The following is a 20,671-nucleotide window of genomic DNA, read 5'->3' on the forward strand; positions in this document are numbered from 1 at the left end:
AGGAGAGCCTCTTGCTCGATTGGCTGATTGACTAGAGGGTATGTTCTTGCGTTGGGCTGTTCAATGGTTTGTACAGCACCATAATTGAGACCCGGCGATTCTTGGCTCGTCCTTGTTCCGTATCATTTTCCGCAATAGCTTGCGTGTCACTATAGCCTACTGCACTCAAGCGATTTTCTGCTATTCCCTCTTTGATCATCTGCCTCACCACGCTAGTTGCCCGCATGGCAGACAGTTCCCAGTTTGATGGAAACTGGCTGTTCTGAATCGGGATGTTATCCGTATGTCCTTCAACCTGAATGCCATAGCTGGTTGGCATCAGTACCTGCGCAATATCATTAATCGGGGCGATAGCATCGGTCTTGATCTCAGAGGATCCAGGGTTGAAAAGTAGGCTGTCGTAAATATCAATACGTACGCCTCTATCATTTTTTGTGATATTGATTTTTCCATTCTGCGAAAGTGCGCTTAGCGACTTTGACAGGTCGGAGAGCATGGCTGATATGGCTTCCTGTTCGCGCCGCGCTTTCTCTTTTTGCAGGCGGGCTAGTGGCAGTGAATGTATCAGGGATGGGGATACGGATATTTGATCCGCAGGATAGTCACTATCTGATGAGGCTGGATTCATCTCTCCCTCTTTGGCAATACCACTGAATGCACTGCCTAATGATGAAGTGAGTTCTTTGTATTTGCCTTCATTGACCGAGGAAATGCCATACATCACCACGAAGAATGCAAATAGCAGGGTGATGAAGTCGGCATAAGACACCAGCCAGCGGTCATGATTCTCTGGTTCTTCTTCGAATTTTCTTCTTCTACCCATGCCGCAAGCCGAGATTATCTTAAATAAGAGGCGAGTCGATCTTCGACTACCTTGGGGTTTTCGCCATTGGCAATACCGACAATGCCTTCTATCAGCATTTCCCTGCGTGTGGTTTCTATCAGTACCAGACTTTTGAGTTTGTTGCCTATGGGCAGGAACAATAAATTGGCAAAGCCTACCCCGTAGATGGTAGCGACAAATGCGACTGCAATCCCGCTACCAAGGCGACTGGGATCGGAAAGATTTTCCATTACATGGATGAGTCCCAGCACGGCACCCATGATGCCCACTGTGGGTGCATAGCCGCCTGCCGACTCCCAGATTTTGATGGCATTACGTTGCGAAGCTTCATATCGATTGATATCTACATTACAGATATCGCGAATTTTTTCAGGTGGGGTGCCATCGATCAGCAGGCGCAAGGCTTTTTTCACAAAAGGGTCTTGCTCCGAGTACATGTAGTTTTCAAGGAGTAATACGCCGTCTTTACGTGCAATCTGGCTCCATGATCCCACGCGACGTGCGAGCTTTTCGCGATCATCTTCTGGGGGTAAGACTATCCACTTTGCTAAACGTACCCCCTGGATAAAGTAAGAGGGTTTGGTCTGCAGCAATACGGCGCCGACGGTACCGAAAATGACAATCATGAACGCGGCAGGCTGGATCAGTGAGCTGATCTTGCCGCCTTCAACCGCCTGGCCTAGCAGGATACCGCCAAGCGCCAGTACTATGCCACCTATGCTGCTCCAGTCCACAATTTTTCTTTCAAGTTTGCACGCAGGCGTGCAACAGCTTGCGTATGCAACTGGCAAACTCTGGATTCAGAAACGCTCATGATGGCACCAATTTCTTTCAGGTTCATTTCCTGTTCGTAATATAGGCCCATCAATATTTTTTCCCGCTCGGGCAGTGTTTCAATGGCATCAATCAATGCTTCACGGAAATCCCCGGAGAGTAGAATCTTCAGGGGGTCGCCAGACTCATCTTTGTTGTAGCGATCGAGAAAGTGATCGCCACTTTCCTGTTCGCTGAAGTCTTCATAATAAATAAGTTGATGGCCGCTACAGTCGCCCAGCATTTCCTGAAAGTCATCCATGGATAGATTAAGCTCTCGAGCAACTTCCCCTTCGCTTGGGGGCCGTCCCAGTTTTTGCTCTAGCCCATGGATTGCAGTTTCAACATCGCGCATGTTCTTGCGCACACTACGCGGCAGCCAGTCTGCACGGCGCAATTCATCTATCATCGAGCCGCGTATGCGCTGGGCAGCATAGGTCTCAAACTGTGCACCGTGGGTGTCTTCGTAGCGGTTGGTCGCGTCAAGCAATCCCATCATTCCAGCCTGGACTAAGTCATCGATATCGACACTGGCTGGGAGTTTAGCCTTGAGCTGGAAAGCAATTTTCTTCACCAGGCTTGCATGTTGTTTCAGCAATTCTTCCTTGTGATTGGTTTTTCCATGCAAGGTGTACATCAGATATCCTTAAATTAGCTGAAAGATGCCTGTAGGCCGTGGTGATGGTCTATTTTTCTGGCTAACGCCTTGAAGGCTGCGGATGCTTTTGCCATCGGAAATGCATCAATGACGGCACGCCCCAACTTGGCCGCACGGCCAAGATGTTCATCCGTGGGGATTAATCCTATAAATTCCAGCTCAATGTGCAAATGGCGCTGAGCCACGTCAGCAATATTCTGGAATACTATTTTTGCCTGCGCTTCGTTTGCCTGCGAAACCAGCACACCAAAAGAACGCCTGCCGACCTGGTTACACAGCTGTTTAATGAGGCGGTAAGCGGCTGTGATGGAGTCGGCGTCTCGTGTCATGTGAATCAATATGTCTCCCTTATTCAGCATATTGAGCGGCATGGTATCTTGGCTATTGAGTGCTGCATCAATCAACACGATTTCATGTTGGCCTGCCATCCCCATAAACATGCGTTCTATCTGCATCATGGTTTTTTCTTTGCTCAATAAATGGGCATCAGAATCGCTAGATAGCAATTTTGCAACAGAATAGCCTTGTCCGGTAGTGTTTATTATCTCATGAGTCAGATCAGGCCGATGCAAGGCTTCAATTAAGCTGGATTGCTGTGCAGCGAATCCATAGCCTTGAGCCGGGCGCAGAGGGGTTTGCGTCGCATCAAGTATCATCACGTCGCTGCCTTGCCTGTGCAGTGAAGCAGCGAGATTGGTGAGTAATCTTGTTTGCTCGTTATTGTGAGCCGCAGACAGGATAGACAGTATTTTTGGGGTGGGGCCGGCCATTAAGCGTCTTAGGCCGGTGGCTTGGTCACGGTGATTAGTCATGCTTCATCCCCACGAGTCCAGAAGTACTCGTATCCGCAGTCATATTGGCCATGATAAAAGGTATTTCCTCGTCTCTAAAGCGGAAATGGTCTGTTTTCTTGCGCGCAATCTTAAATGCGTGATGGACGAGTAGGCTTTTGTTGGCCAGATGGATGTCTTCAGGCACACGTTGACCATTGGCTACATAATACAGCCTGAGTTTTTCACGAATGATGACGTCTAATACGCTACCGATGGTGGCTGCCTCGTCAAGCTTGGTGATAATGCAGCCATCCAGCCCGCGGCTTTTGTAAGCCTCAATCACATCGGTCAGGGTTTCACCTGTGCTGGTGGCATTCATGCACAGAATTTTCTTGATGGGCATACCTGTATTGGAAAGCATGGTAATTTGCTCCGCTACCATACGGTCACGCTGGCTGACACCCACTGTGTCAATCAGGATCGTGTGTTTGCCTTTCAGCTCATTCAGCGCCAGCTTGAGATCTGCCTCGTCTTTGACCGCATGCACCATGACACCGAGTATCTTGCCGTAAATGCGTAATTGCTCATGCCCACCGATACGATAGGAGTCAGTGGTGATGAGGGCCAGCTTTTTGGCGCCATGTTTCATGACAAAACGAGCAGCCAGTTTGGCCGTCGTCGTGGTCTTGCCCACACCTGTTGGGCCGACCAGAGCAAAAATCCCACCTTCATCCAGTATTTGCTGTTCGTCGTTGATGGTGTTCAGGTTTTTACTGATCACAGTCTGTAACCATTTCATCGCCTCGACTTCAGTGTGCTGAGCTGGAGTGTTTTCTGCAATCTGACGGGACAGGCCGGCGCTAAAGCCTGCAGCAATCATTGATTGCAGTACGCTGGATTTGGCCGGATTGCGTTGCTGAATATTACCCCAGGCCATTTCTGTCAATTGCGATTCAATCGTGCTGCGCATTGAGCGCATTTCCTTCATCATCGAAGAAAAACCGTTTTGTGCATGCTTGGTGTCAACAGCCGGAACACCAACGGCTTTAGCTTCATGTTTGACTACAGGCTTGACCATTGCTGGAGCTTGCATTCTATTGGCGGGTTGAGGCTGAGGAGCTACTGGTGTGCGATTGTCAGCACGCTGCGCTTTTAGCTCAGCATGGTTTAATGGTTCTGCCGTCTTGAGTACGCGCTTGCTACGACTCAGCATGGATACCAAGGTCTCTGGAGCAGGTTCTGCATGATGGGTAACAGGAGGCAGAGGCTGCTTGGTTGGTGATTTGGGTTTTGGATCATTGCTAGCGACCAGTTTTGCCATGTCCTCTTCCCGGAAAGCGAGAATTTCATTACCACCTGCGACTGCCCGGTTTGAAAGAATCACCGCATCCGCTCCCAGTTCTTGGCGCACCATATTTAATGCATCACGGGAATTTTTGCCGAAATAACGTTTGATGTTCATGCTTGGCCTCCAATCAGACTGGTAACGCGTATGGTTTTCGTATCAGGTAGTTCTTCATGAGCCAGTACACGCAATCGCGGTACTGCTCTTCTCAGGAATCTGGACAGGGCAGTGCGTAAAGCGCCAGGTACCAGTAACACCGGTGCCATTCCCATTTGTTCTTGTTGTTTTGCTGCATTGGCGGTTTGTGTCGACAAGGTATCTGCGAGTCCCGGTTCTATTGCGGCGGCGCCAGCGGCGGTAGATTGCAAGGCTTGTAACAACAGGCGCTCCAGATTGTGATCCAGCGCCATCACGGGCACTTCATTGCTGCTGGGGAACAATTGCTGCACGATCGCTCTGCCTAGCTGCACGCGAATGAGTGAGGTGAGCTCGTCGGTATCCTGAACGCGTGGTGCATGTTCAGAGAGGGTTTCAATGATGGTGCGCATGTCTCGAATGTGTACACCCTCGATCAGCAGATTCTGCAGTACTTTTTGTACTACAGACAGGCTGAGCAGCTTGGGCACCAGGTCTTCCACCAGTTTGGGGGCTTCTTTGCCAATATGATCCAATAGCTGCTGAACTTCCTGGCGGCCTAGCAGCTCAGCGGCGTGTGAGGTAATCATGTGGTTCAGGTGCGTCGCGATCACGGTGCTGGTATCCACTACGGTATATCCCATGGCCTGGGCTTGATCGCGCATATTTGCCTCGATCCAGACGGCTGGCAGGCCAAAGGCAGGGTCCATAGTGGCGGTGCCTTGCAGTTCGCCTGTCACGTTACCGGGATCTATCGCAAGGTATTGACCCGGATAGGATTCACCATTGGCAAGTTCAACCCCTTTCAAGGTAATCCGGTAGCCTGCTGGCTTCAGTTCCAGGTTGTCGCGAATATGGATGGCAGGGGGCAGGAAACCCACTTCCTGAGCAAACTTCTTGCGTAGTCCTTTTATACGCTTTAACAAATCTCCGCCTTGCGCCATATCCACCAAGGGAATCAACCGATAGCCAACTTCAAGGCCGATCACATCCACCGGCAAGACATCGTCCCAACTGGCTTCTGGAGAGTCTGCGACTGGGGCAGGGGCTGACTCTGTTGCCACTTCTGCAGATTGCTGCTTTTTGTCGGCGGTATATGCAATCCATGCTAATAATCCAGCAAGTAGCAAAAAGGCAAAGTGTGGCATGCCTGGAATCAATCCCAAGCCAGCAATAATGCCTGCGGTCACGTAAATGGCTTTAGGCTTGGAGAATAGCTGGCCAATCAACTGGTTGCCAATATCGCGATCATCCGCAACACGCGAAACCACCACACCTGCTGCTACGGAAATGATGAGGGCAGGAATCTGAGCCACCAGGCCATCACCAATCGCAAGCAATGTATAGTTCTTGACGGCCTCGCTGAAGCTCAGGTCGTGTTGAGCCATGCCCACGATCAGGCCGCCGATAATATTGATGATGATGACTAGAATACCGGCAACCGCATCGCCTCGTACGTATTTACTAGCACCATCCATGGCACCGTAGAATTCAGCTTCCTGGCTGATTTCCTTGCGACGTTTGCGGGCATCCTCTTCTCCAATCAATCCCGCATTTAAGTCGGCATCAATCGCCATCTGCTTACCAGGCATCGCGTCCAAGGTGAAGCGTGCTCCGACTTCTGCAATCCGCCCTGCGCCTTTTGTCACCACGACAAAGTTGATGATGGTGAGGATGACGAAGACAACGATACCGACGGTGTAGTTGCCGCCGATCAGGAAGTGGCCAAAAGCCTCAATCACCTTGCCGGCTGCATCAGGACCTGTATGCCCTTCGGTCAGTACCACGCGGGTTGATGCCACATTGAGCGAAAGGCGCAACATGGTGGTGACCAGCAGTATGGTAGGGAATGCAATGAAGTCCAGAGGTTTGGTGGTTTGTAAGCCTATGAGCAATACCAGGATGGACAGGGCAATATTGAAGCTAAACAGCGCATCCAGTGCGATTGCCGGCAAAGGCAGTATCATCATTGCCAGCAACATGATGATGATAAGCGGAGCCGCTAATGAGCTACCGCCACTCAGCCATGCGGGGAATTTGATGGCATTCATGCATTAGCTCCTTGGAAATGAGGATCCAGAGCATCTGGTACATCAAGTGCCCTTGGTACATCGGGGTAATAACCGCCCTGAGTCTTGTAAGTGCGTAATTGAAAGATATAGGCAAGAATTTCAGCTACTGCGGCATACAGCGCCTGTGGAATCTCATCGCCAAGCTCAGTATGCGCATACAGTGCCCGAGCTAGCTTGGGCGATTCCAGTGTAGGGACTTGATGTTCACTGGCAATTTCTCGAATTTTCAGGGCAATATCATCAGCGCCCTTGGCAATGACTCTAGGGGCGCCCATCAGGCCATCGTCATACTTGATCGCTACCGCGTAGTGCGTAGGATTGGTAATCACCACATCCGCCTTGGGAATTTCCGCCATCATGCGGCGGCGTGCCATTTCTCGTTGTTGTTGGCGAATGCGCGCTTTTATTTCTGGGTTACCTTCGCTTTCCTTGGACTCTTGTTTTACTTCTTCCTTGGTCATTTTCAACTTGTTGTTGTAATTCCAAAGTTGGTAGGGCACATCAATGATCGCGATCAATACCAAGGCAGACACAATGAATAGAAATCCCTTGATCAGGATGCCATCGACTTGGGCAATGCTGCTTTCCAATGGTTGTGTGGAAAGTGACAGGATCATGTCGAAATCATGTGCCATCACCATATAAGACACAGATCCCACCAGGATGGCTTTAAGGACCGCTTTCACAAGTTCGACCAAAGAGTTTTTGGAGAACAGATTGGAAATGCCATTGATCGGATTGAGCTTGCTGAACTTGGGCATAAAAGCCTTGCTGCTCACATTCCAGCCGCCAATCAATGCAGGTGAACCAATAATGACAATCAGCAGTAGCAGTGCGAGTGGGGCAAAGGCAATAAGCAAATCCAGAATGCCAGCGCTGATTTTGCTAATCAGCAGGTTGAAGTCGAAAGCGGATTCGCGGCTGATACGTAAATTGCTATGCATATTAACCAGCATGGCCTGATTCAGGCGTCCCCCCATCATCAATAGCCCCATGCCTCCAGCCAGCAGCACGGTACAGGTAGCCAACTCACGCGAGCGAGGAACGTCACCTTCTTCCCGCGCTTTCTCTATGCGCCGGCCTGTGGGCTGTTCTGTTTTCTCTAAATCGCTATCTTGCGCCATGTTCTTGACTCCACTGTTGCTGCTGCATCTTCTATCTGGATCATGCTGCTTTGATCGATGGCTGCATTATTCGGCACGGTGTAAGCAATGAAATCGAAGAACAGAAGGGATAAAGCCACGCATTCTTTTTGGAAGATGGTAAAAATTCTTCTAAAAATCCCTAAAGTTTCTCTAAATGAGGTCGTTAGTTGTATTAAGTGGAAAATATTTACATTTATTTTTTTAATTAAATCAGTTGGTTATAAAATAAATCAAATATTTTTAAAAATTATCCTAAAGATTATTTAAGTGCTGCCGTTAAGTGTTTATGAATACGGAAGAACAATTAAGGACGAATTTAAAGTTAGATTAATTAGCCTCAATTAAAACTAGCTGGTGCAGTAAAGCTCCTCTGAAAGTCTTGTCTCCCAAGGCCGATACAGTGTTTGTAAGACAAACACTGTATCGGCTATGTTCGTTCGTCTTACGAAAAAAACCGACGAACCCCAGTATGTACATCCCTCCAAAGCGATCAAAGTACGCCTCAACCGCACTACACATTTTGTAGCGCTAACTTCTCGCTAAGGGGACTGAAATGAACGAACAAGAAATCATGGCCGAAATCAAAGATGCTAACTTGAGTTATTTGATGCTGGCTCAACAAATGATTCGTGCCGACAAGGCAACCGCCATTTTCCGCTTGGGGTTAAGCGGTGAGATTGCTGATTTGCTGGAAAGTTTGAGCAATGCTCAGTTGCTCAAGTTGAGTAGCTTTAACATGATGCTCACACGTTTCCGTTTCGATGACACTGCAATCCTTGGCATGCTGACTAGTTATACTAAAGACAGAATGCAGGCTCAAGCCCATGCTGCCATTCTGATGGCTGGTCATGGTGTGGAAGAAATAGCGTAATCATTCGCTTGCGTTATTACTGACACAGAAAATCCGGGGGGATACTAAAAATGAGCAAAAGCGTTATTAATGAGTCTGAGCAAATCCAGTTGGCAATTCAGATGATCAATCTGGGGGCAAGACTTCAATTACTTGAATCCCAAACGACTTTGTCACGTGAGCGCTTGATCAAGTTGTATAAAGAAATAAGAGGCATGTCTCCACCCAAGGGTATGTTGCCGTTTTCTACTGATTGGTTTCTCACTTGGCAGCCCAACATTCATTCCTCGATATTTGTGAATATCTATAAGTTCCTGGTTGAGCATGCGGGTGTTGAGGGTATTGTTGCCATCATGAAGGCGTACAAATTGTATTTGCAACAAGTGGGAAGTGAGCCGGGTGATGAGTCTGTGCTTTCGCTGACTAGGGCTTGGACGTTAGTGCGATTTCTTGATAGCAAAATGCTTAAAACTCAAAGATGCAGCTGTTGTGGCGGTAATTTTGTAGTCAATGCCTATGATTTGCACGAAGACTACCAATGTAATTTATGCCATGTCCCATCACGGGCAGGCAAGACCAAAAAATCCAGAGAGCTGGCAGCGCAGGCAGCAGCCCTGAGTGCTTAATGTCGTGCGTATGTGACCTTGATGGAGTGGTGAATTTCAAGTCACTATCTTATGCAGTCTAAGCAAGATTCAGTCTCCGAGTTAAGTGGTGCCAGGAAGCGGTTTCCCCCCGCTATCCTGGCTTTTTTTATTCAACTGGTAGCATTGGGCCTGACCTGGGTAATACTTCAAGTGGGCTATATGTTGTTTGCGGTGACTTTAGCCGGTTGGGGGATATGTCTCCTGCAATCCGTGATTTCCGCTCTGCTTGCGACAGGCTTGCGTATGGCAGTGTGGTGGCGAATCATTCACTTTCTGTTCCCTGTCACGATTTTTTTTATGCTGCAGTGGAATGTCCCGCCCTGGGTTTATCTGTCTGCTTTTCTCTTCACCCTGGCTTTATTCTGGAGCACTTTCAAGACTCAGGTGCCGTTTTATCCTTCCTTGCCCACCACCTGGCGTCAGGTCAAGCAATTGATTCCAGAAGACAAACCAGTCAGTATCCTGGACGTGGGGAGTGGGCTTGGCGGACTGGTCATGTATTTGGCACGGGAAAGGCCAAATGCTGCATGTGCTGGAATTGAGGTAGCTCCTTTACCATGGCTGATTAGCGCTCTATTGGCTGTTATAAAAAAATCTTCAGCAAGATTCAAGTATGGCAATTATCAAGCCGTTAACCTTTCTGAGTACGACGTAGTATTTGCGTACCTCTCCCCAGCTGCCATGCCTGAGTTATGGCAAAAAGCGGTAAAGGAAATGCGGTCGGGTAGTGTGCTTATCAGTTACGAGTTTGAGATCCCAGGGATAACTCCCAAGTTGCAGATTCAGGATAGGCCAGACTCACCATGCATTTTCGTGTGGGAGTTTTAAGTGGCGTGTAGTTATATGTGCCATGGTAGAGGGTATTCAGGCGTTTGATGTTGCAACGGAAATAAGCCATTAATCCAGTTTAATTCCCAGTATTGCAATGTTGGCTTGCTTGCTATTCTGAGGTTAATTTAAAGCGGGCAAAATTTAAGCCTGCGCGGAGCTTGCACTCATGCTTGTGATTATTGGATATTTAGTGGTATTGGGGAGTGTGTTTGGAGGCTTTGCAATGGCTGGCGGCCATCTGGCGGCCCTATTCCAGCCGCTTGAGTTGCTCATGATTGGTGGGGCTGCCATTGGCGCTTTTCTTGTCGGTAATGATGCCAAGGCCATCAAGGCTACCATCAAGGCATTACCCACTGTGTTTAAAGGATCCAAATATACCAAGACACGCTATATGGATCTCCTGGCGCTGTTGTTTGAGATACTAACCAAAATCCGTCGTGACGGCATGATGTCAATTGAAAATGACATCGAGAATCCTGAGAGTAGCCCAATTTTCTCTAAATATCCTGATTTGCTTTCTGATCATCATCTGATTGATTTTGTTGCAGATTATCTTCGATTGATGTCATCAGGCAATATGGATGCGTTTCAGATTGAAAATCTGATGGATAACGAGATCGACACCCATCATCACGAAAGCATGGTGCCTTCTCACTGTATCGCTCGCCTGGGTGATGGCATGCCAGCATTTGGTATTGTGGCGGCGGTGATGGGGGTGGTGCATACCATGGAGTCGGTGGGCCTTCCTCCAAACGAACTGGGCATGTTGATTGCCCATGCGCTGGTGGGTACTTTCCTTGGCATTCTCCTGGCTTATGGTTTCGTTGGCCCCTTGGCTAGCCTGTTGGAGGGGAAAGCGGATGAATCTTCCAAGATGTTCCAGTGTGCCAAGGTCACATTCCTTGCCAGCCTGAACAGCTATGCTCCTGCAATCGCCGTCGAGTTTGGCCGCAAGGTCTTGTATTCCACAGAGCGTCCTGAGTTTGCTGAGCTGGAAGCCCACGTCAAGCAGGCCAAGGCCCGCTAGTCGCGGAGAGTTGAGATGGCTCAGGAAAACGTCAAAATAATTGTCAAGCGCGTCAAAGGCCATGGCGGCGGTCATCATGGCGGCGCCTGGAAAATTGCCTATGCTGACTTTGTCACTGCGATGATGGCGTTTTTCCTGCTGATGTGGCTATTGGGGTCTACGAGTAAGGCAGAGCTAGAGGGTATTTCTGAGTATTTCAAAACTCCCTTGAAGGTCGCCATGAAGGGTGGCCCTGGAGCTGGGGCGAGTGACAGTGTACTCAAGGGCGGTGGCAATGATATGACCAAGAAACAAGGTCAGATCAGAAAAGCGCAAGATATCGAGGGCAAGAAAAAACCTGATCTCAAATCAGCAAAAGAGGCAGTCGCCAAGGCTGAGCATGAAAGATTGAAGGAATTGAAAGCCCGGATAGAAGAAGCGATTGAGGCTAGCAAGACGCTACAGCAATTCAAAAAACAATTGTTGTTGGACATCACCACCGAGGGCTTGCGCATCCAGATTGTGGATGAGCAGAACCGCCCGATGTTTGCATCTTCCAAAGCCGAACTCCAACCATATGCCAAACAGATACTGCATGAAATTGGGCAGTTACTGAATGATGTTCCCAACAAGATCAGCCTGTCCGGACATACCGATGCAGCTCCATATCCTAGTGGTGAACGATACTACAGTAACTGGGAGCTATCTTCTGATCGTGCCAATGCTTCTCGTCGGGAGTTGGTATCTGGTGGCATGAAGGAAGAGAAACTGTTGAGAGTGGTCGGCTTGTCTTCCGCTGTTCTGTTTGACAAAGAGAACTCCTTGAACCCAGTCAATCGACGTATCAGTATTATTATCATGAACAAAAAGGCAGAGGAAGACACCATGAATGACAATGGTTCGGCGGATGTTAATTCTGCTGAGGAAGTCCCTGTTGCCGCAGAAAGCTTAAATAAATCATGAATATGATCAAGAGGCATTTATCTCTTGTATTTGGCAGATTGAATCAGGCATAGACAGGATAGTTTATATGGCAAGTCAGACTATACCAATGGAAGAGTTGCAAACGCTTTTGGTGAGCCTTGGTGCTTGGGGTGAAGAGCATCTGGAACATGTGGAAACGGATATTGATCGCGCGAATGTGTTGTTACGCGAAGCAATCGCGATGCTGGTGCAAGGGTTTATGGCAATCAACCGTGCTTCTCAGACGCAGCAAGCACTCTTGCTCAATTTGAGCGTGAGTGAGCATTTGTCTCAAGCGGAGATTTCGGAAGTCGCCATGCATAGTCGGCAGATTGAGAGCGAAGTGAACAGGATTGTCACAGGCCTGCAGTTTGAAGACATGACCAACCAGTTGCTGACGCGTGCCTTGCATCGTGTGGGTGGCTTGAAAACCTTATTGCTCTCAATGGCTGAGCAGCATGAGAAGCTGATCCCAGAGCATGGGAGTGATGATCTTGCGGTAGTTTTGCAAAAGATGAGCGAGTCCCTGAATGAGAAAAGAGCCTCAATGCACAAGGACTTGAAATCTTCAGTTAACCAGCAGCACATGGGCGCGGGCGACATAGAGCTATTTTAGGCTTTATGAATGATGACATTGGTTTCAGGCAAGACTTGCCTGGGAATGAACAACGGGGATAGGAAATATGGCAAAGACAATACTGACTGTAGATGACTCTGGATCATTAAGGCAGATGGTCGCGTTCAGCCTCAATGCTGCCGGATATCAAGTGATTGAGGCAGTGGATGGTGAAGATGGACTCAAAAAGGCCAAGGCGACGCTGGTCGATCTGGTGCTGACAGATCAGAACATGCCCAATATGGATGGCTTAACGCTTATCAAATCGCTCCGCAGCCTCAGCAATTACCAGAAAGTGCCGATATTAATGTTAACGACGGAGTCTAGCGACGAAATCAAGGCATTGGGTAAAGCAGCAGGGGCGACGGGTTGGTTGGTCAAGCCATTTGATCCCAACCGGTTGCTGGATATTGTGCAACGGGTCATTGGTTAACCCCTCCCCCCGGCTACAAAAAATATTAACCACTGGCAGTGGTCTGCCACGGTGGACTTGGGTTGTAGGATTTAATGTGGAGCAAGACCATGACGATTGATATGAGTCAGTTTTATCAGGTATTTTTCGATGAGTCCGACGAGCTGTTGGCAGAAGCCGAACGCTTGCTGCTGGAGTTGGATATTGAGAACCCTGTATCTGAAGACCTGAATGCGATTTTTCGGGCGGCCCACTCGATTAAAGGGGGTGCTGCAACATTTGGCATGAATGACATGACCGAAATTACGCACGTCCTGGAAAATTTGCTAGATCGTATCCGCAAAAATGAAATGCCACTGACAGCCGAGCATGTGGACGTGTTCCTCTCCGCCAAGGATATCCTCAAGATGCAACTGGATGGACATAGGCATGGAACAGCGGTTGATCCGGATGCCGTCAGTGAGATCAAAGCCACGTTGCAGCGCCTTGCGCAGCAAGATGGTGCTCAGATCTCAGCTCCCCCAGTCACTGTACAGTCTGCCGCTGTAGCGAAGCCTTCTGTGGTTGAGCCGCAGATTGGAAAGCGTTACCTGGTGCAACTGCCTGAACTCCCTGAGAAAGATGTAGTGGCATTGATTGCCGAGCTGGAATTACTCGGGACGGTAGAGAAAAAGGCGCCACAAAATGGCAAGCATGTATTGCTGTTGGGCACCGATGAGAGCATGGACAATATTGTTGCCATCTGTTCTTTTGTGCTGGATCCAGATGATCTGGTGATAACGGAACAAACGGTTGAAGCTGCAGCATTGGTTCCGGCAGCCGTAGGCTCGTCCACTACTGCATCCGGTAGTGAAAAGAAGTACGTACTGGAAATTTCCGATATCCCGGAAAAAGACTTACAAACCCTGGTAGATGAGCTTGGATTATTGGGGAAAGTCCAACAACAGCCCAAAACTGGCAACAAGTATTCGCTGTTGCTTGAAACTGAAGATACTCGCGATACTATCCTGGCAGTCAGCTCGTTTGTGGTCGATGTTGATAAGATACTCATTAGCGAGCACATAGCATCTGCTGCAGCTTCATCTCCTGTTCCATTGGTGGATGAAGGCGATTTCGGTTTGTTTGAACAGGTGGAAGCATCCAAAAATCCCGTTCCGACGATACAGCCTGAAGTACTGGAGAGTCAGCCCGTAGAACCTGTAGATAATAAACGGGTGGCACCACGCCGTGAGGCTGACAAAGCCGTGGCCACTCAAGAAACGACCTCGATCCGTGTTGGCATTGAAAAGGTGGATCAGCTGATCAACTTGGTTGGCGAGCTGGTGATTACCCAAGCCATGATTGAGCAGCGGACCAGTACTCTGGATCCCATGCTGCATGAGCGCTTGCTCAACAGCGTGGGCCAACTCACTAGAAATACACGTGATCTGCAGGAAGCGGTGATGTCTATCCGCATGATGCCAATGGATTATGTATTTTCGCGCTTCCCACGCATGGTGCGTGATCTTGCAGCCAAGCTGGGTAAAAAAGTGGAGTTTGTCACCAATGGTGCTGCCACTGAGCTGGATAAAGGGCTGATCGAGCGCATTGTTGATCCCTTGACTCACTTAGTCCGCAACAGTGTGGATCATGGGGTTGAGTCACCGGAAGTCAGGGCTGCTGCAGGAAAAAACCCTATTGGACGTTTATCCTTGTCCGCAGGGCATCAGGGCGGCAATATTATTATCGAAGTCAGCGATGATGGGGCTGGCTTGAATCGTGAACGTATCCTGAATAAGGCAAAATCTTCTGGCCTTAATGTATCCGATAACATGCCGGATGCCGATGTATGGCAACTCATTTTTGCGCCTGGTTTTTCTACGGCTGAGAAAGTCACTGACGTTTCTGGTCGTGGCGTAGGCATGGATGTTGTCAAACGTAATATCACTGCGATGGGAGGGGTGGTCGATATTCGATCTGCCTTTGGCTATGGCACCACAATCTCCATTTCACTGCCGCTGACACTCGCTATTCTGGATGGCATGTCTGTGCGTGTGGGTGATGAAATCTACATATTACCTCTGAGTTTTGTCATGGAGTCCTTGCAGCCAGCGGCAGATGATGTGAAAGAGGTGACAGGCCAGGGCCGTCTGGTCAAGGTGCGTGAAGATTACCTGCCGCTGATTCCGTTGTATCAGATGTTCAATATTGAGCCGCTCTACCGCGAGCCTGAAAAAGGCATCTTGGTGGTACTACAAGTCGATGGTAAAAAAGCCGCCTTGTTTGTGGATGAGTTGGTAGGGCAGCAGCAAGTGGTAGTGAAAAATCTTGAGTCAAATTACCGTAAGGTTGCAGGTATCTCCGGTGCCACTATATTAGGTGATGGTGGTGTGTCATTGATTCTTGATGTGGCCAATTTACTGCGTTCAAGCAGGCAGTTGATCACTGAACCTTCAATTCATTAAGAGGTGTTGTCATGTCAGAGCCAGTTAGCAATAAATCAGAAAGTCCTTCACAACAGGCTCCGCAAGGGGCGACACAATTGGAGGGGAGTGAGTTTCTCGCTTTTACCTTGGGTAATGAGGAATACGGTATCGATATTCTCAAGGTGCAGGAAATCCGTGGCTATGAAAGTGTTACCCGGATTGTCAATGCGCCCGAGTTTATTAAAGGGGTAATCAATCTCCGCGGCATTATTGTGCCGATTGTGGATATGCGACTGCGATTCAATCTTGGGACACCGACTTACGATCAGTTTACGGTGGTCATTATTCTCAACATCAATGGGCGCGTGACAGGGATTGTGGTCGATAGCGTGTCTGATGTGACGACATTGAGCGCAGCACAGATTAAGCAGGCCCCGGAAATGGGCTCGGTATTGAGTACAGATTATTTGATCGGCCTGGGTACTTTGGATGATCGTATGCTGATTTTGATTGATATAGACAAACTAATGACAAGCTCCGAAATGGGGCTGATTGATGCGATAGCAGCAGCTTAAGCAGCAACTGAGAGATAAATTTAGCGGGGCGGAGAAAGATCATGAAACTATTAAATCCTTTAATGAATTACATGTACGGCCAAAGAATCACCAAACGCTTGGTGATCGGTTTTGGTGTGTTGTTAGTGCTGGTGGCTGTGATCGCTGTGTTGAGTTTTACCTTGATGACATCGATGTCGTCTAAAACCGATAGCATCGTCCAGGATTCAGCGGCTAAACAACAAGTGCTCAATGATTGGAATTTATATACCAACATGAACACCATCAATACGCTGGCCTATCTGAAGAACAGAAGCAAAGAGCAAGAGATATATTTCCTGGAAAAGATGGCTGAGAACTCAAAAGAGATTGATAAGTATCAGACTCAAGCGATTGAACTCATGGCGGCAGATGAATACAAGCCATTTCTGGATAAGGTTCAGCAAGCACGTGCTGATTATCGTGTAGCGCGTGAGGAGGCATTTAAGATCAGGCAAGGTTTAAATGTCCGCGTAAATGCTTTCGAGAATTGGTTAACCAATGAGCAAGTAAGTATTGAAGAGAAAAAGAATGTCAGCAATAAATTAAGTGCTGACGAAAAAGCACTGGATGCCAGTGTGATTGAAAAGTTTCAGCCTGCTCGATATGCATATCAGGAGGCGTTGAAGAGCCTAGTGGAATTTGAGCGTGCCAAGGTGATTGAGCTTGCCGCTGAAAACAGGCAGTCTAGTAATCGTGGCCGTATCCTCATCGCAGTGATTGGCTTGGTGGCTTTAGTGATGGGGGTTGTGTTTGCCCGGGTGATTACCATTTCCATCATTGAACCTATTAATTACGGTATTCGCGTGATTGGCCGTGTGTCCAAGGGTGACTTGGCGCCTAGACAGAATGACCTGCTGGATATGATCAATGAAAACGCATCCGATGAGCCTGGCAAGTTGCTGGTCGGTGTCCGTTTCATGATACAGGAGCTGCGCAAGCTGGTTTCTGAGGTGCGGAGTAGTACGGATACCATGCTGGTCGCCACCAGTGAAATTGCCTCTGGGAATGCTGATTTATCTTCACGGACTGAGTCTCAAGCCTCCAGCCTTGAGGAAACTGCCAGTTCTATGGAAGAGCTTACTTCCACAGTGCGCCAGAATGCCGATAATGCGCGTCAGGCCAACCAGCTCGTCATTTCTGCCTCTGAGTCCGCAGTGAAAGGCGGTCAGGTGGTTGACCAGGTGGTGGATACGATGGGATCTATCAAGGAAAGCTCACGCAAGATTGTTGATATCATCGGTGTGATTGATGGGATTGCGTTCCAGACCAATATTCTGGCCCTTAATGCTGCGGTTGAAGCTGCACGTGCAGGCGAGCAGGGTCGCGGATTTGCAGTAGTAGCATCCGAGGTACGCAATCTGGCCCAGCGTTCTGCTGCGGCAGCGAAGGAAATCAAAGGCCTGATCGGCGATTCTGTTGAAAAGGTCGAGATTGGCAATAAACTGGTTGATCAGGCTGGTATTACCATGAATGAGATTGTGACTTCAGTGAAGCGTGTGACCGATATCATGGGCGAAATCACCTCGGCAAGCCAGGAGCAGAGTTCTGGTATCGAGCAGGTCAATATTGCGATCGGCCAGATGGATGAGATGACCCAGCAGAATGCAGCTCTGGTTGAGGAAGCCGCTGCAGCCGCTGAAAGTCTTGAAGAGCAGGCACAGAAGCTGTCTGCAACGGTGAGCACGTTCAAGGTGAATTAACTGGCAGTGGTAGTGGAATACAACATAACAATTAAAAAGTACTAACGGCTCACAATTAAAGGCAGAGAAACCGCACATCGGTCATGTCAGCACAGCCTGTGGCATGACCGACTAAACGATCAGTACGGATCTAGGAGATAAGTATGCGTGTCAATATGCCAGTGACGAATATCGAGTATTTCTTGCAGGATGGAGAGTCCATCGTTTCAACGACGGATTTGCAAGGAAAAATTACTTATATTAACCAGGATTTCATACGCGTCAGTGGTTTTGATGAGGTGGAGCTTCTTGGCTCACCGCATAATCTGGTGCGACATCCTGATATGCCAAAAGAAGCGTTTGCCGATATGTGGGCAACGCTCAAGTCCGGTTCCTCTTGGACAGGAATGGTCAAGAATCGTCGTAAAAATGGGGACTTCTATTGGGTTGTGGCAAATGCCACACCGATGAGACAAAGTGGCAATGTCGTTGGTTATATGTCGGTTAGAACCAAGCCCACACGACATCAAGTGGAGACAGCCAACAGGATTTATACCGGCCTACGCGAAGGCAAGAGTCATGGCCTGGAAATTAAGCACGGTCAGGTACTCCAAACGGACTTTATTTCCAAGGTAAAAAGAGCCCTGCAAATGACCTTGCAAACCAGGTTAATTGCGGCGACGGCAGCGATTGTGTTGGCAATGCTGTTGGTCATTGGCGCCGCTGTGCTTGAGTTTGGAAGTGCTTATATTGTGGCAGCGGCCTTGGTGGCCGTGCTTGTCGCTGTCAGTTTTGCCTGGGGTCTGGTCAATTCTGTCATCAATCCGCTTAAAGAAGCGACCCATATTGCCAATACTCTCGCAAGTGGTGATCTCTCTCAGCAATTCCACCAGGCAAAAACCGATGAAACTGGCATGTTACTCAGAGCGCTTAGCCAGATGAATGTTAATTTTGTCGCGATGGTGTCTGATGTCCGCTCCAATGTGAATCGAATCAATGCAGGTGTGGTCGAGATTGCCAGAGGTAATAATGACCTGTCTTCGCGAACGGAGTCTCAAGCCAGTTCCCTTGAGGAAACGGCCAGTTCCATGGAAGAGTTGGCCTCCACCGTCAGGCAAAATGCTGACAATGCGCGCCAGGCTAATCAGTTGGTACTTTCCACTTCCAGTGTGGCAACACGTGGCGGTGATGTCATTGATGAAGCCAAAGAGAGAATGCGGCTGATTAGTGAGTCGGCCAATAAGATATCAGACATTATTGGCGTGATTGATGGCATCGCGTTCCAGACCAATATCCTGGCGTTGAATGCGGCAGTTGAAGCAGCGCGTGCTGGGGAACAAGGACGCGGGTTTGCAGTCGTGGCGGCTGAGGTACGAAATCTGGCACATCGATCAGCTGCCGCTGCCAAGGAAATCAAGGGTTTGATATCAGACTCTGTGGAGCGTGTTGAGTCGGGCGTGCAACTGGTGGATCAAGCCGGTATTACCATGTCGGAAATTGTCTCATCGGTCAAAAACGTCACGGATATTATGGGCGAAATTTCTGCAGCTTCCATTGAGCAAAGCTCGGGTATTGATCAAGTGAACCTGGCAGTCACTGAAATGGACGAGGTCACACAGCGTAATGCAGCGTTGGTAGAAGAAGCCGCTGCTGCTGCCGAGGCATTGAAAACTGACGTGCTCAAGTTGGATCAGGCTGCTGGTGTGTTCAAACTCAGTAGCGCACAGGATCAATTGTTAACGCAGTCAGTAGCTAAAACTGTCGCAAAATCCCCCACTAGAAAACCAGTGGCGCAGGTGCTCAAGGCAGAGCCCCCCCAAGTGACAAGAGATACTGATCGTGTCAAAAAAACGTCTGCCAGTGTGAAGGCTGAACCAGTTGCCAAAGCTGCACCTGTGACTCAATCCACTCCCTCCAAGAAAATCATTGCGACCAATCTTTCCAGTGATGATTGGGAAGAGTTTTAAATAGCAGGCGTTGAGCGCTGTTATCAACTAAAGGGAATATAGTCAATTGAAGCCAATTACATCGGTTAAGTCGGGAGCAGGTAAAGAGTTTGATTTTACTGCAGAGGATTTCTCCCGCGTACGCAAGATGATTTACCAAGTGGCTGGTATTTCCCTCGCTGAGTCCAAGCATGAAATGGTGTATAGCCGCTTGGCCAGACGTTTGCGCGCGACAGGCATTTCAAACTTTCAGCGCTATCTTGATCAGCTAGAAGCGACGGGGGATGCGGAGGAGTGGGAGGCATTCACCAATGCCCTGACAACGAATCTGACCTCATTCTTTCGCGAGAATCACCATTTTCCAATTTTGACTGAGCACATTCGTAAAACCTCGCAACCCATTTCCATCTGGTGCTGTGCAAGTTCTACAGGCGAAGAGCCTTACAGTCTGGCGATTACCGTATGCGAAGCATTTGGCACCTTAAAACCTCCGGTTGAAATTGTGGCGACTGATATTGATACGAATGTACTGGCCACAGCGGCGAGCGGTGTCTATCCCTATGACCGGATAGAAAAATTACCGATAGAGCAGAAAAAGAAGTTTTTCTTGAAAGGTACTGGTGCCCAACAGGGTTTTGTGCGAGTAAGGGATGATTTGCGCAAACTGATTACATTCAAGCCATTGAACTTATTAGCTAATAGCTGGCCGGTGACGGGCCCATTTGATGCCATCTTTTGTCGCAATGTCATGATCTATTTTGACAAGCCGACTCAATCCACCATCCTGAAAAAGTTTGCACCGTTGATGAAGCCAGATGGTTTGCTGTTTGCTGGCCATTCGGAAAACTTTCTCTATGCCACAGATGCTTTCCGTTTGAGAGGCAAAACGGTGTATGAATTGAACCGGCATCTGAAGTCAGGCACTGGAGGTTAAT

20 protein-coding genes are annotated in these 20,671 nt (G+C 48.6%); 12 read left to right on the forward strand and 8 right to left on the reverse strand.

Translation table 11 applies throughout. The features are described from left to right. Positions 1-31 precede the first annotated feature (31 nt). From motD to LG201_RS01075, 8 genes are read right to left on the reverse strand one after another with little or no spacing between them, the layout of a single operon-like run. A complete protein-coding gene (motD, locus tag LG201_RS01040) occupies positions 32-823 on the reverse strand; it encodes a flagellar motor protein MotD (RefSeq protein ID WP_226770334.1) in 792 nt (263 codons plus the stop codon). Between the two features lie 14 nt (positions 824-837). Next, positions 838-1,578, reverse strand: a complete 741-nt coding sequence (locus LG201_RS01045; protein WP_226770335.1) for a flagellar motor protein — start codon at positions 1,576-1,578, stop codon at positions 838-840. Next, complete coding sequence (locus LG201_RS01050) at positions 1,560-2,294, reverse strand: RNA polymerase sigma factor FliA (RefSeq protein WP_226770336.1); 735 nt, start codon at positions 2,292-2,294, stop codon at positions 1,560-1,562. Before LG201_RS01050 ends, LG201_RS01045 begins: the two co-directional genes overlap by 19 nt. A gap of 14 nt (positions 2,295-2,308) precedes the next feature. Next, positions 2,309-3,127, reverse strand: coding sequence for a MinD/ParA family ATP-binding protein (locus LG201_RS01055; protein ID WP_226770337.1), 819 nt, complete (start codon positions 3,125-3,127; stop codon positions 2,309-2,311). Next, positions 3,120-4,550, reverse strand: a complete 1,431-nt coding sequence (gene flhF, locus LG201_RS01060; protein ID WP_226770338.1) for a flagellar biosynthesis protein FlhF — start codon at positions 4,548-4,550, stop codon at positions 3,120-3,122. The genes LG201_RS01055 and flhF overlap by 8 nt, the downstream gene beginning before the upstream one ends. Continuing rightward, entirely contained in the window at positions 4,547-6,619 is a 2,073-nt protein-coding gene (gene flhA / locus LG201_RS01065; RefSeq protein ID WP_226770339.1) for a flagellar biosynthesis protein FlhA, read from the reverse strand. Before flhA ends, flhF begins: the two co-directional genes overlap by 4 nt. Further along, the gene (flhB, locus tag LG201_RS01070) at positions 6,616-7,764 is read right to left on the reverse strand and encodes a flagellar biosynthesis protein FlhB (RefSeq protein ID WP_226770340.1); all 1,149 of its coding nucleotides are present in this window, start codon (positions 7,762-7,764) and stop codon (positions 6,616-6,618) included. The genes flhA and flhB overlap by 4 nt, the downstream gene beginning before the upstream one ends. Further along, the gene (locus tag LG201_RS01075; RefSeq protein WP_226770341.1) at positions 7,743-7,883 is read right to left on the reverse strand and encodes a hypothetical protein; all 141 of its coding nucleotides are present in this window, start codon (positions 7,881-7,883) and stop codon (positions 7,743-7,745) included. The genes flhB and LG201_RS01075 overlap by 22 nt, the downstream gene beginning before the upstream one ends. Before the next feature lie 455 nt (positions 7,884-8,338). Here LG201_RS01075 and flhD point away from each other — a divergent pair, with 455 nt between their 5' ends. From flhD to LG201_RS01145, 12 genes are all read left to right on the forward strand, one after another. Continuing rightward, the gene (gene flhD, locus LG201_RS01080; RefSeq protein ID WP_226770342.1) at positions 8,339-8,656 is read left to right on the forward strand and encodes a flagellar transcriptional regulator FlhD; all 318 of its coding nucleotides are present in this window, start codon (positions 8,339-8,341) and stop codon (positions 8,654-8,656) included. Between the two features lie 50 nt (positions 8,657-8,706). Further along, a complete protein-coding gene (flhC, locus tag LG201_RS01085) occupies positions 8,707-9,261 on the forward strand; it encodes a flagellar transcriptional regulator FlhC (RefSeq protein WP_226770343.1) in 555 nt (184 codons plus the stop codon). 51 nt (positions 9,262-9,312) lie between these two features. Further along, a complete protein-coding gene (locus tag LG201_RS01090; RefSeq protein WP_226770344.1) occupies positions 9,313-10,110 on the forward strand; it encodes a class I SAM-dependent methyltransferase in 798 nt (265 codons plus the stop codon). Between the two features lie 169 nt (positions 10,111-10,279). Beyond that, a complete protein-coding gene (motA, locus tag LG201_RS01095; protein ID WP_226770345.1) occupies positions 10,280-11,140 on the forward strand; it encodes a flagellar motor stator protein MotA in 861 nt (286 codons plus the stop codon). A 15-nt stretch (positions 11,141-11,155) separates the two neighbouring features. After that, positions 11,156-12,082: a flagellar motor protein MotB gene (gene motB / locus LG201_RS01100; RefSeq protein ID WP_226770346.1), complete on the forward strand. Its 927-nt coding sequence runs from the start codon at positions 11,156-11,158 to the stop codon at positions 12,080-12,082. Between the two features lie 67 nt (positions 12,083-12,149). Beyond that, the gene (locus tag LG201_RS01105; protein WP_226770347.1) at positions 12,150-12,698 is read left to right on the forward strand and encodes a chemotaxis protein; all 549 of its coding nucleotides are present in this window, start codon (positions 12,150-12,152) and stop codon (positions 12,696-12,698) included. Between the two features lie 67 nt (positions 12,699-12,765). Then, positions 12,766-13,131, forward strand: a complete 366-nt coding sequence (locus LG201_RS01110; protein WP_226770348.1) for a response regulator — start codon at positions 12,766-12,768, stop codon at positions 13,129-13,131. An 89-nt stretch (positions 13,132-13,220) separates the two neighbouring features. Beyond that, positions 13,221-15,554 carry a chemotaxis protein CheW gene (locus LG201_RS01115; RefSeq protein ID WP_226770349.1) on the forward strand — a complete coding sequence of 778 codons (2,334 nt, stop codon included), beginning with the start codon at positions 13,221-13,223 and terminating at the stop codon, positions 15,552-15,554. A gap of 11 nt (positions 15,555-15,565) precedes the next feature. Next, positions 15,566-16,090 (forward strand): chemotaxis protein CheW, encoded by a 525-nt coding sequence (locus tag LG201_RS01120; RefSeq protein ID WP_226770350.1) that lies wholly within the window; start codon positions 15,566-15,568, stop codon positions 16,088-16,090. Between the two features lie 41 nt (positions 16,091-16,131). Continuing rightward, entirely contained in the window at positions 16,132-17,811 is a 1,680-nt protein-coding gene (locus LG201_RS14395) for a methyl-accepting chemotaxis protein (protein ID WP_319006025.1), read from the forward strand. A gap of 143 nt (positions 17,812-17,954) precedes the next feature. Then, on the forward strand, positions 17,955-19,757 hold the full coding sequence (locus LG201_RS14400; protein ID WP_319006026.1) for a methyl-accepting chemotaxis protein: 1,803 nt from the start codon (positions 17,955-17,957) through the stop codon (positions 19,755-19,757). A gap of 46 nt (positions 19,758-19,803) precedes the next feature. Beyond that, positions 19,804-20,670, forward strand: coding sequence for a CheR family methyltransferase (locus tag LG201_RS01145; RefSeq protein WP_226770351.1), 867 nt, complete (start codon positions 19,804-19,806; stop codon positions 20,668-20,670). Position 20,671: the final 1 nt, after the last annotated feature.

The sequence above is a fragment of the Methylobacillus gramineus genome, assembly GCF_020532675.1.
GTDB classification, from domain to species: Bacteria; Pseudomonadota; Gammaproteobacteria; order Burkholderiales; family Methylophilaceae; genus Methylobacillus; species Methylobacillus gramineus.

What these genes read in the sequence shown, in the direction of transcription:
- motD (WP_226770334.1), bottom strand. Translation starts at nt 823, where the DNA reads ATGGGTAGAAGAAGAAAATTCGAAGAAGAACCAGAGAATCATGACCGC.
- LG201_RS01050 (WP_226770336.1), bottom strand. Translation starts at nt 2,294, where the DNA reads ATGTACACCTTGCATGGAAAAACCAATCACAAGGAAGAATTGCTGAAA.
- LG201_RS01055 (WP_226770337.1), bottom strand. Translation starts at nt 3,127, where the DNA reads ATGACTAATCACCGTGACCAAGCCACCGGCCTAAGACGCTTAATGGCC.
- flhF (WP_226770338.1), bottom strand. Translation starts at nt 4,550, where the DNA reads ATGAACATCAAACGTTATTTCGGCAAAAATTCCCGTGATGCATTAAAT.
- flhA (WP_226770339.1), bottom strand. Translation starts at nt 6,619, where the DNA reads ATGAATGCCATCAAATTCCCCGCATGGCTGAGTGGCGGTAGCTCATTA.
- flhB (WP_226770340.1), bottom strand. Translation starts at nt 7,764, where the DNA reads ATGGCGCAAGATAGCGATTTAGAGAAAACAGAACAGCCCACAGGCCGG.
- flhD (WP_226770342.1), top strand. Translation starts at nt 8,339, where the DNA reads ATGAACGAACAAGAAATCATGGCCGAAATCAAAGATGCTAACTTGAGT.
- flhC (WP_226770343.1), top strand. Translation starts at nt 8,707, where the DNA reads ATGAGCAAAAGCGTTATTAATGAGTCTGAGCAAATCCAGTTGGCAATT.
- LG201_RS01090 (WP_226770344.1), top strand. Translation starts at nt 9,313, where the DNA reads ATGCAGTCTAAGCAAGATTCAGTCTCCGAGTTAAGTGGTGCCAGGAAG.
- motA (WP_226770345.1), top strand. Translation starts at nt 10,280, where the DNA reads ATGCTTGTGATTATTGGATATTTAGTGGTATTGGGGAGTGTGTTTGGA.
- motB (WP_226770346.1), top strand. Translation starts at nt 11,156, where the DNA reads ATGGCTCAGGAAAACGTCAAAATAATTGTCAAGCGCGTCAAAGGCCAT.
- LG201_RS01105 (WP_226770347.1), top strand. Translation starts at nt 12,150, where the DNA reads ATGGCAAGTCAGACTATACCAATGGAAGAGTTGCAAACGCTTTTGGTG.
- LG201_RS01110 (WP_226770348.1), top strand. Translation starts at nt 12,766, where the DNA reads ATGGCAAAGACAATACTGACTGTAGATGACTCTGGATCATTAAGGCAG.
- LG201_RS01115 (WP_226770349.1), top strand. Translation starts at nt 13,221, where the DNA reads ATGACGATTGATATGAGTCAGTTTTATCAGGTATTTTTCGATGAGTCC.
- LG201_RS01120 (WP_226770350.1), top strand. Translation starts at nt 15,566, where the DNA reads ATGTCAGAGCCAGTTAGCAATAAATCAGAAAGTCCTTCACAACAGGCT.
- LG201_RS14395 (WP_319006025.1), top strand. Translation starts at nt 16,132, where the DNA reads ATGAAACTATTAAATCCTTTAATGAATTACATGTACGGCCAAAGAATC.
- LG201_RS14400 (WP_319006026.1), top strand. Translation starts at nt 17,955, where the DNA reads ATGCGTGTCAATATGCCAGTGACGAATATCGAGTATTTCTTGCAGGAT.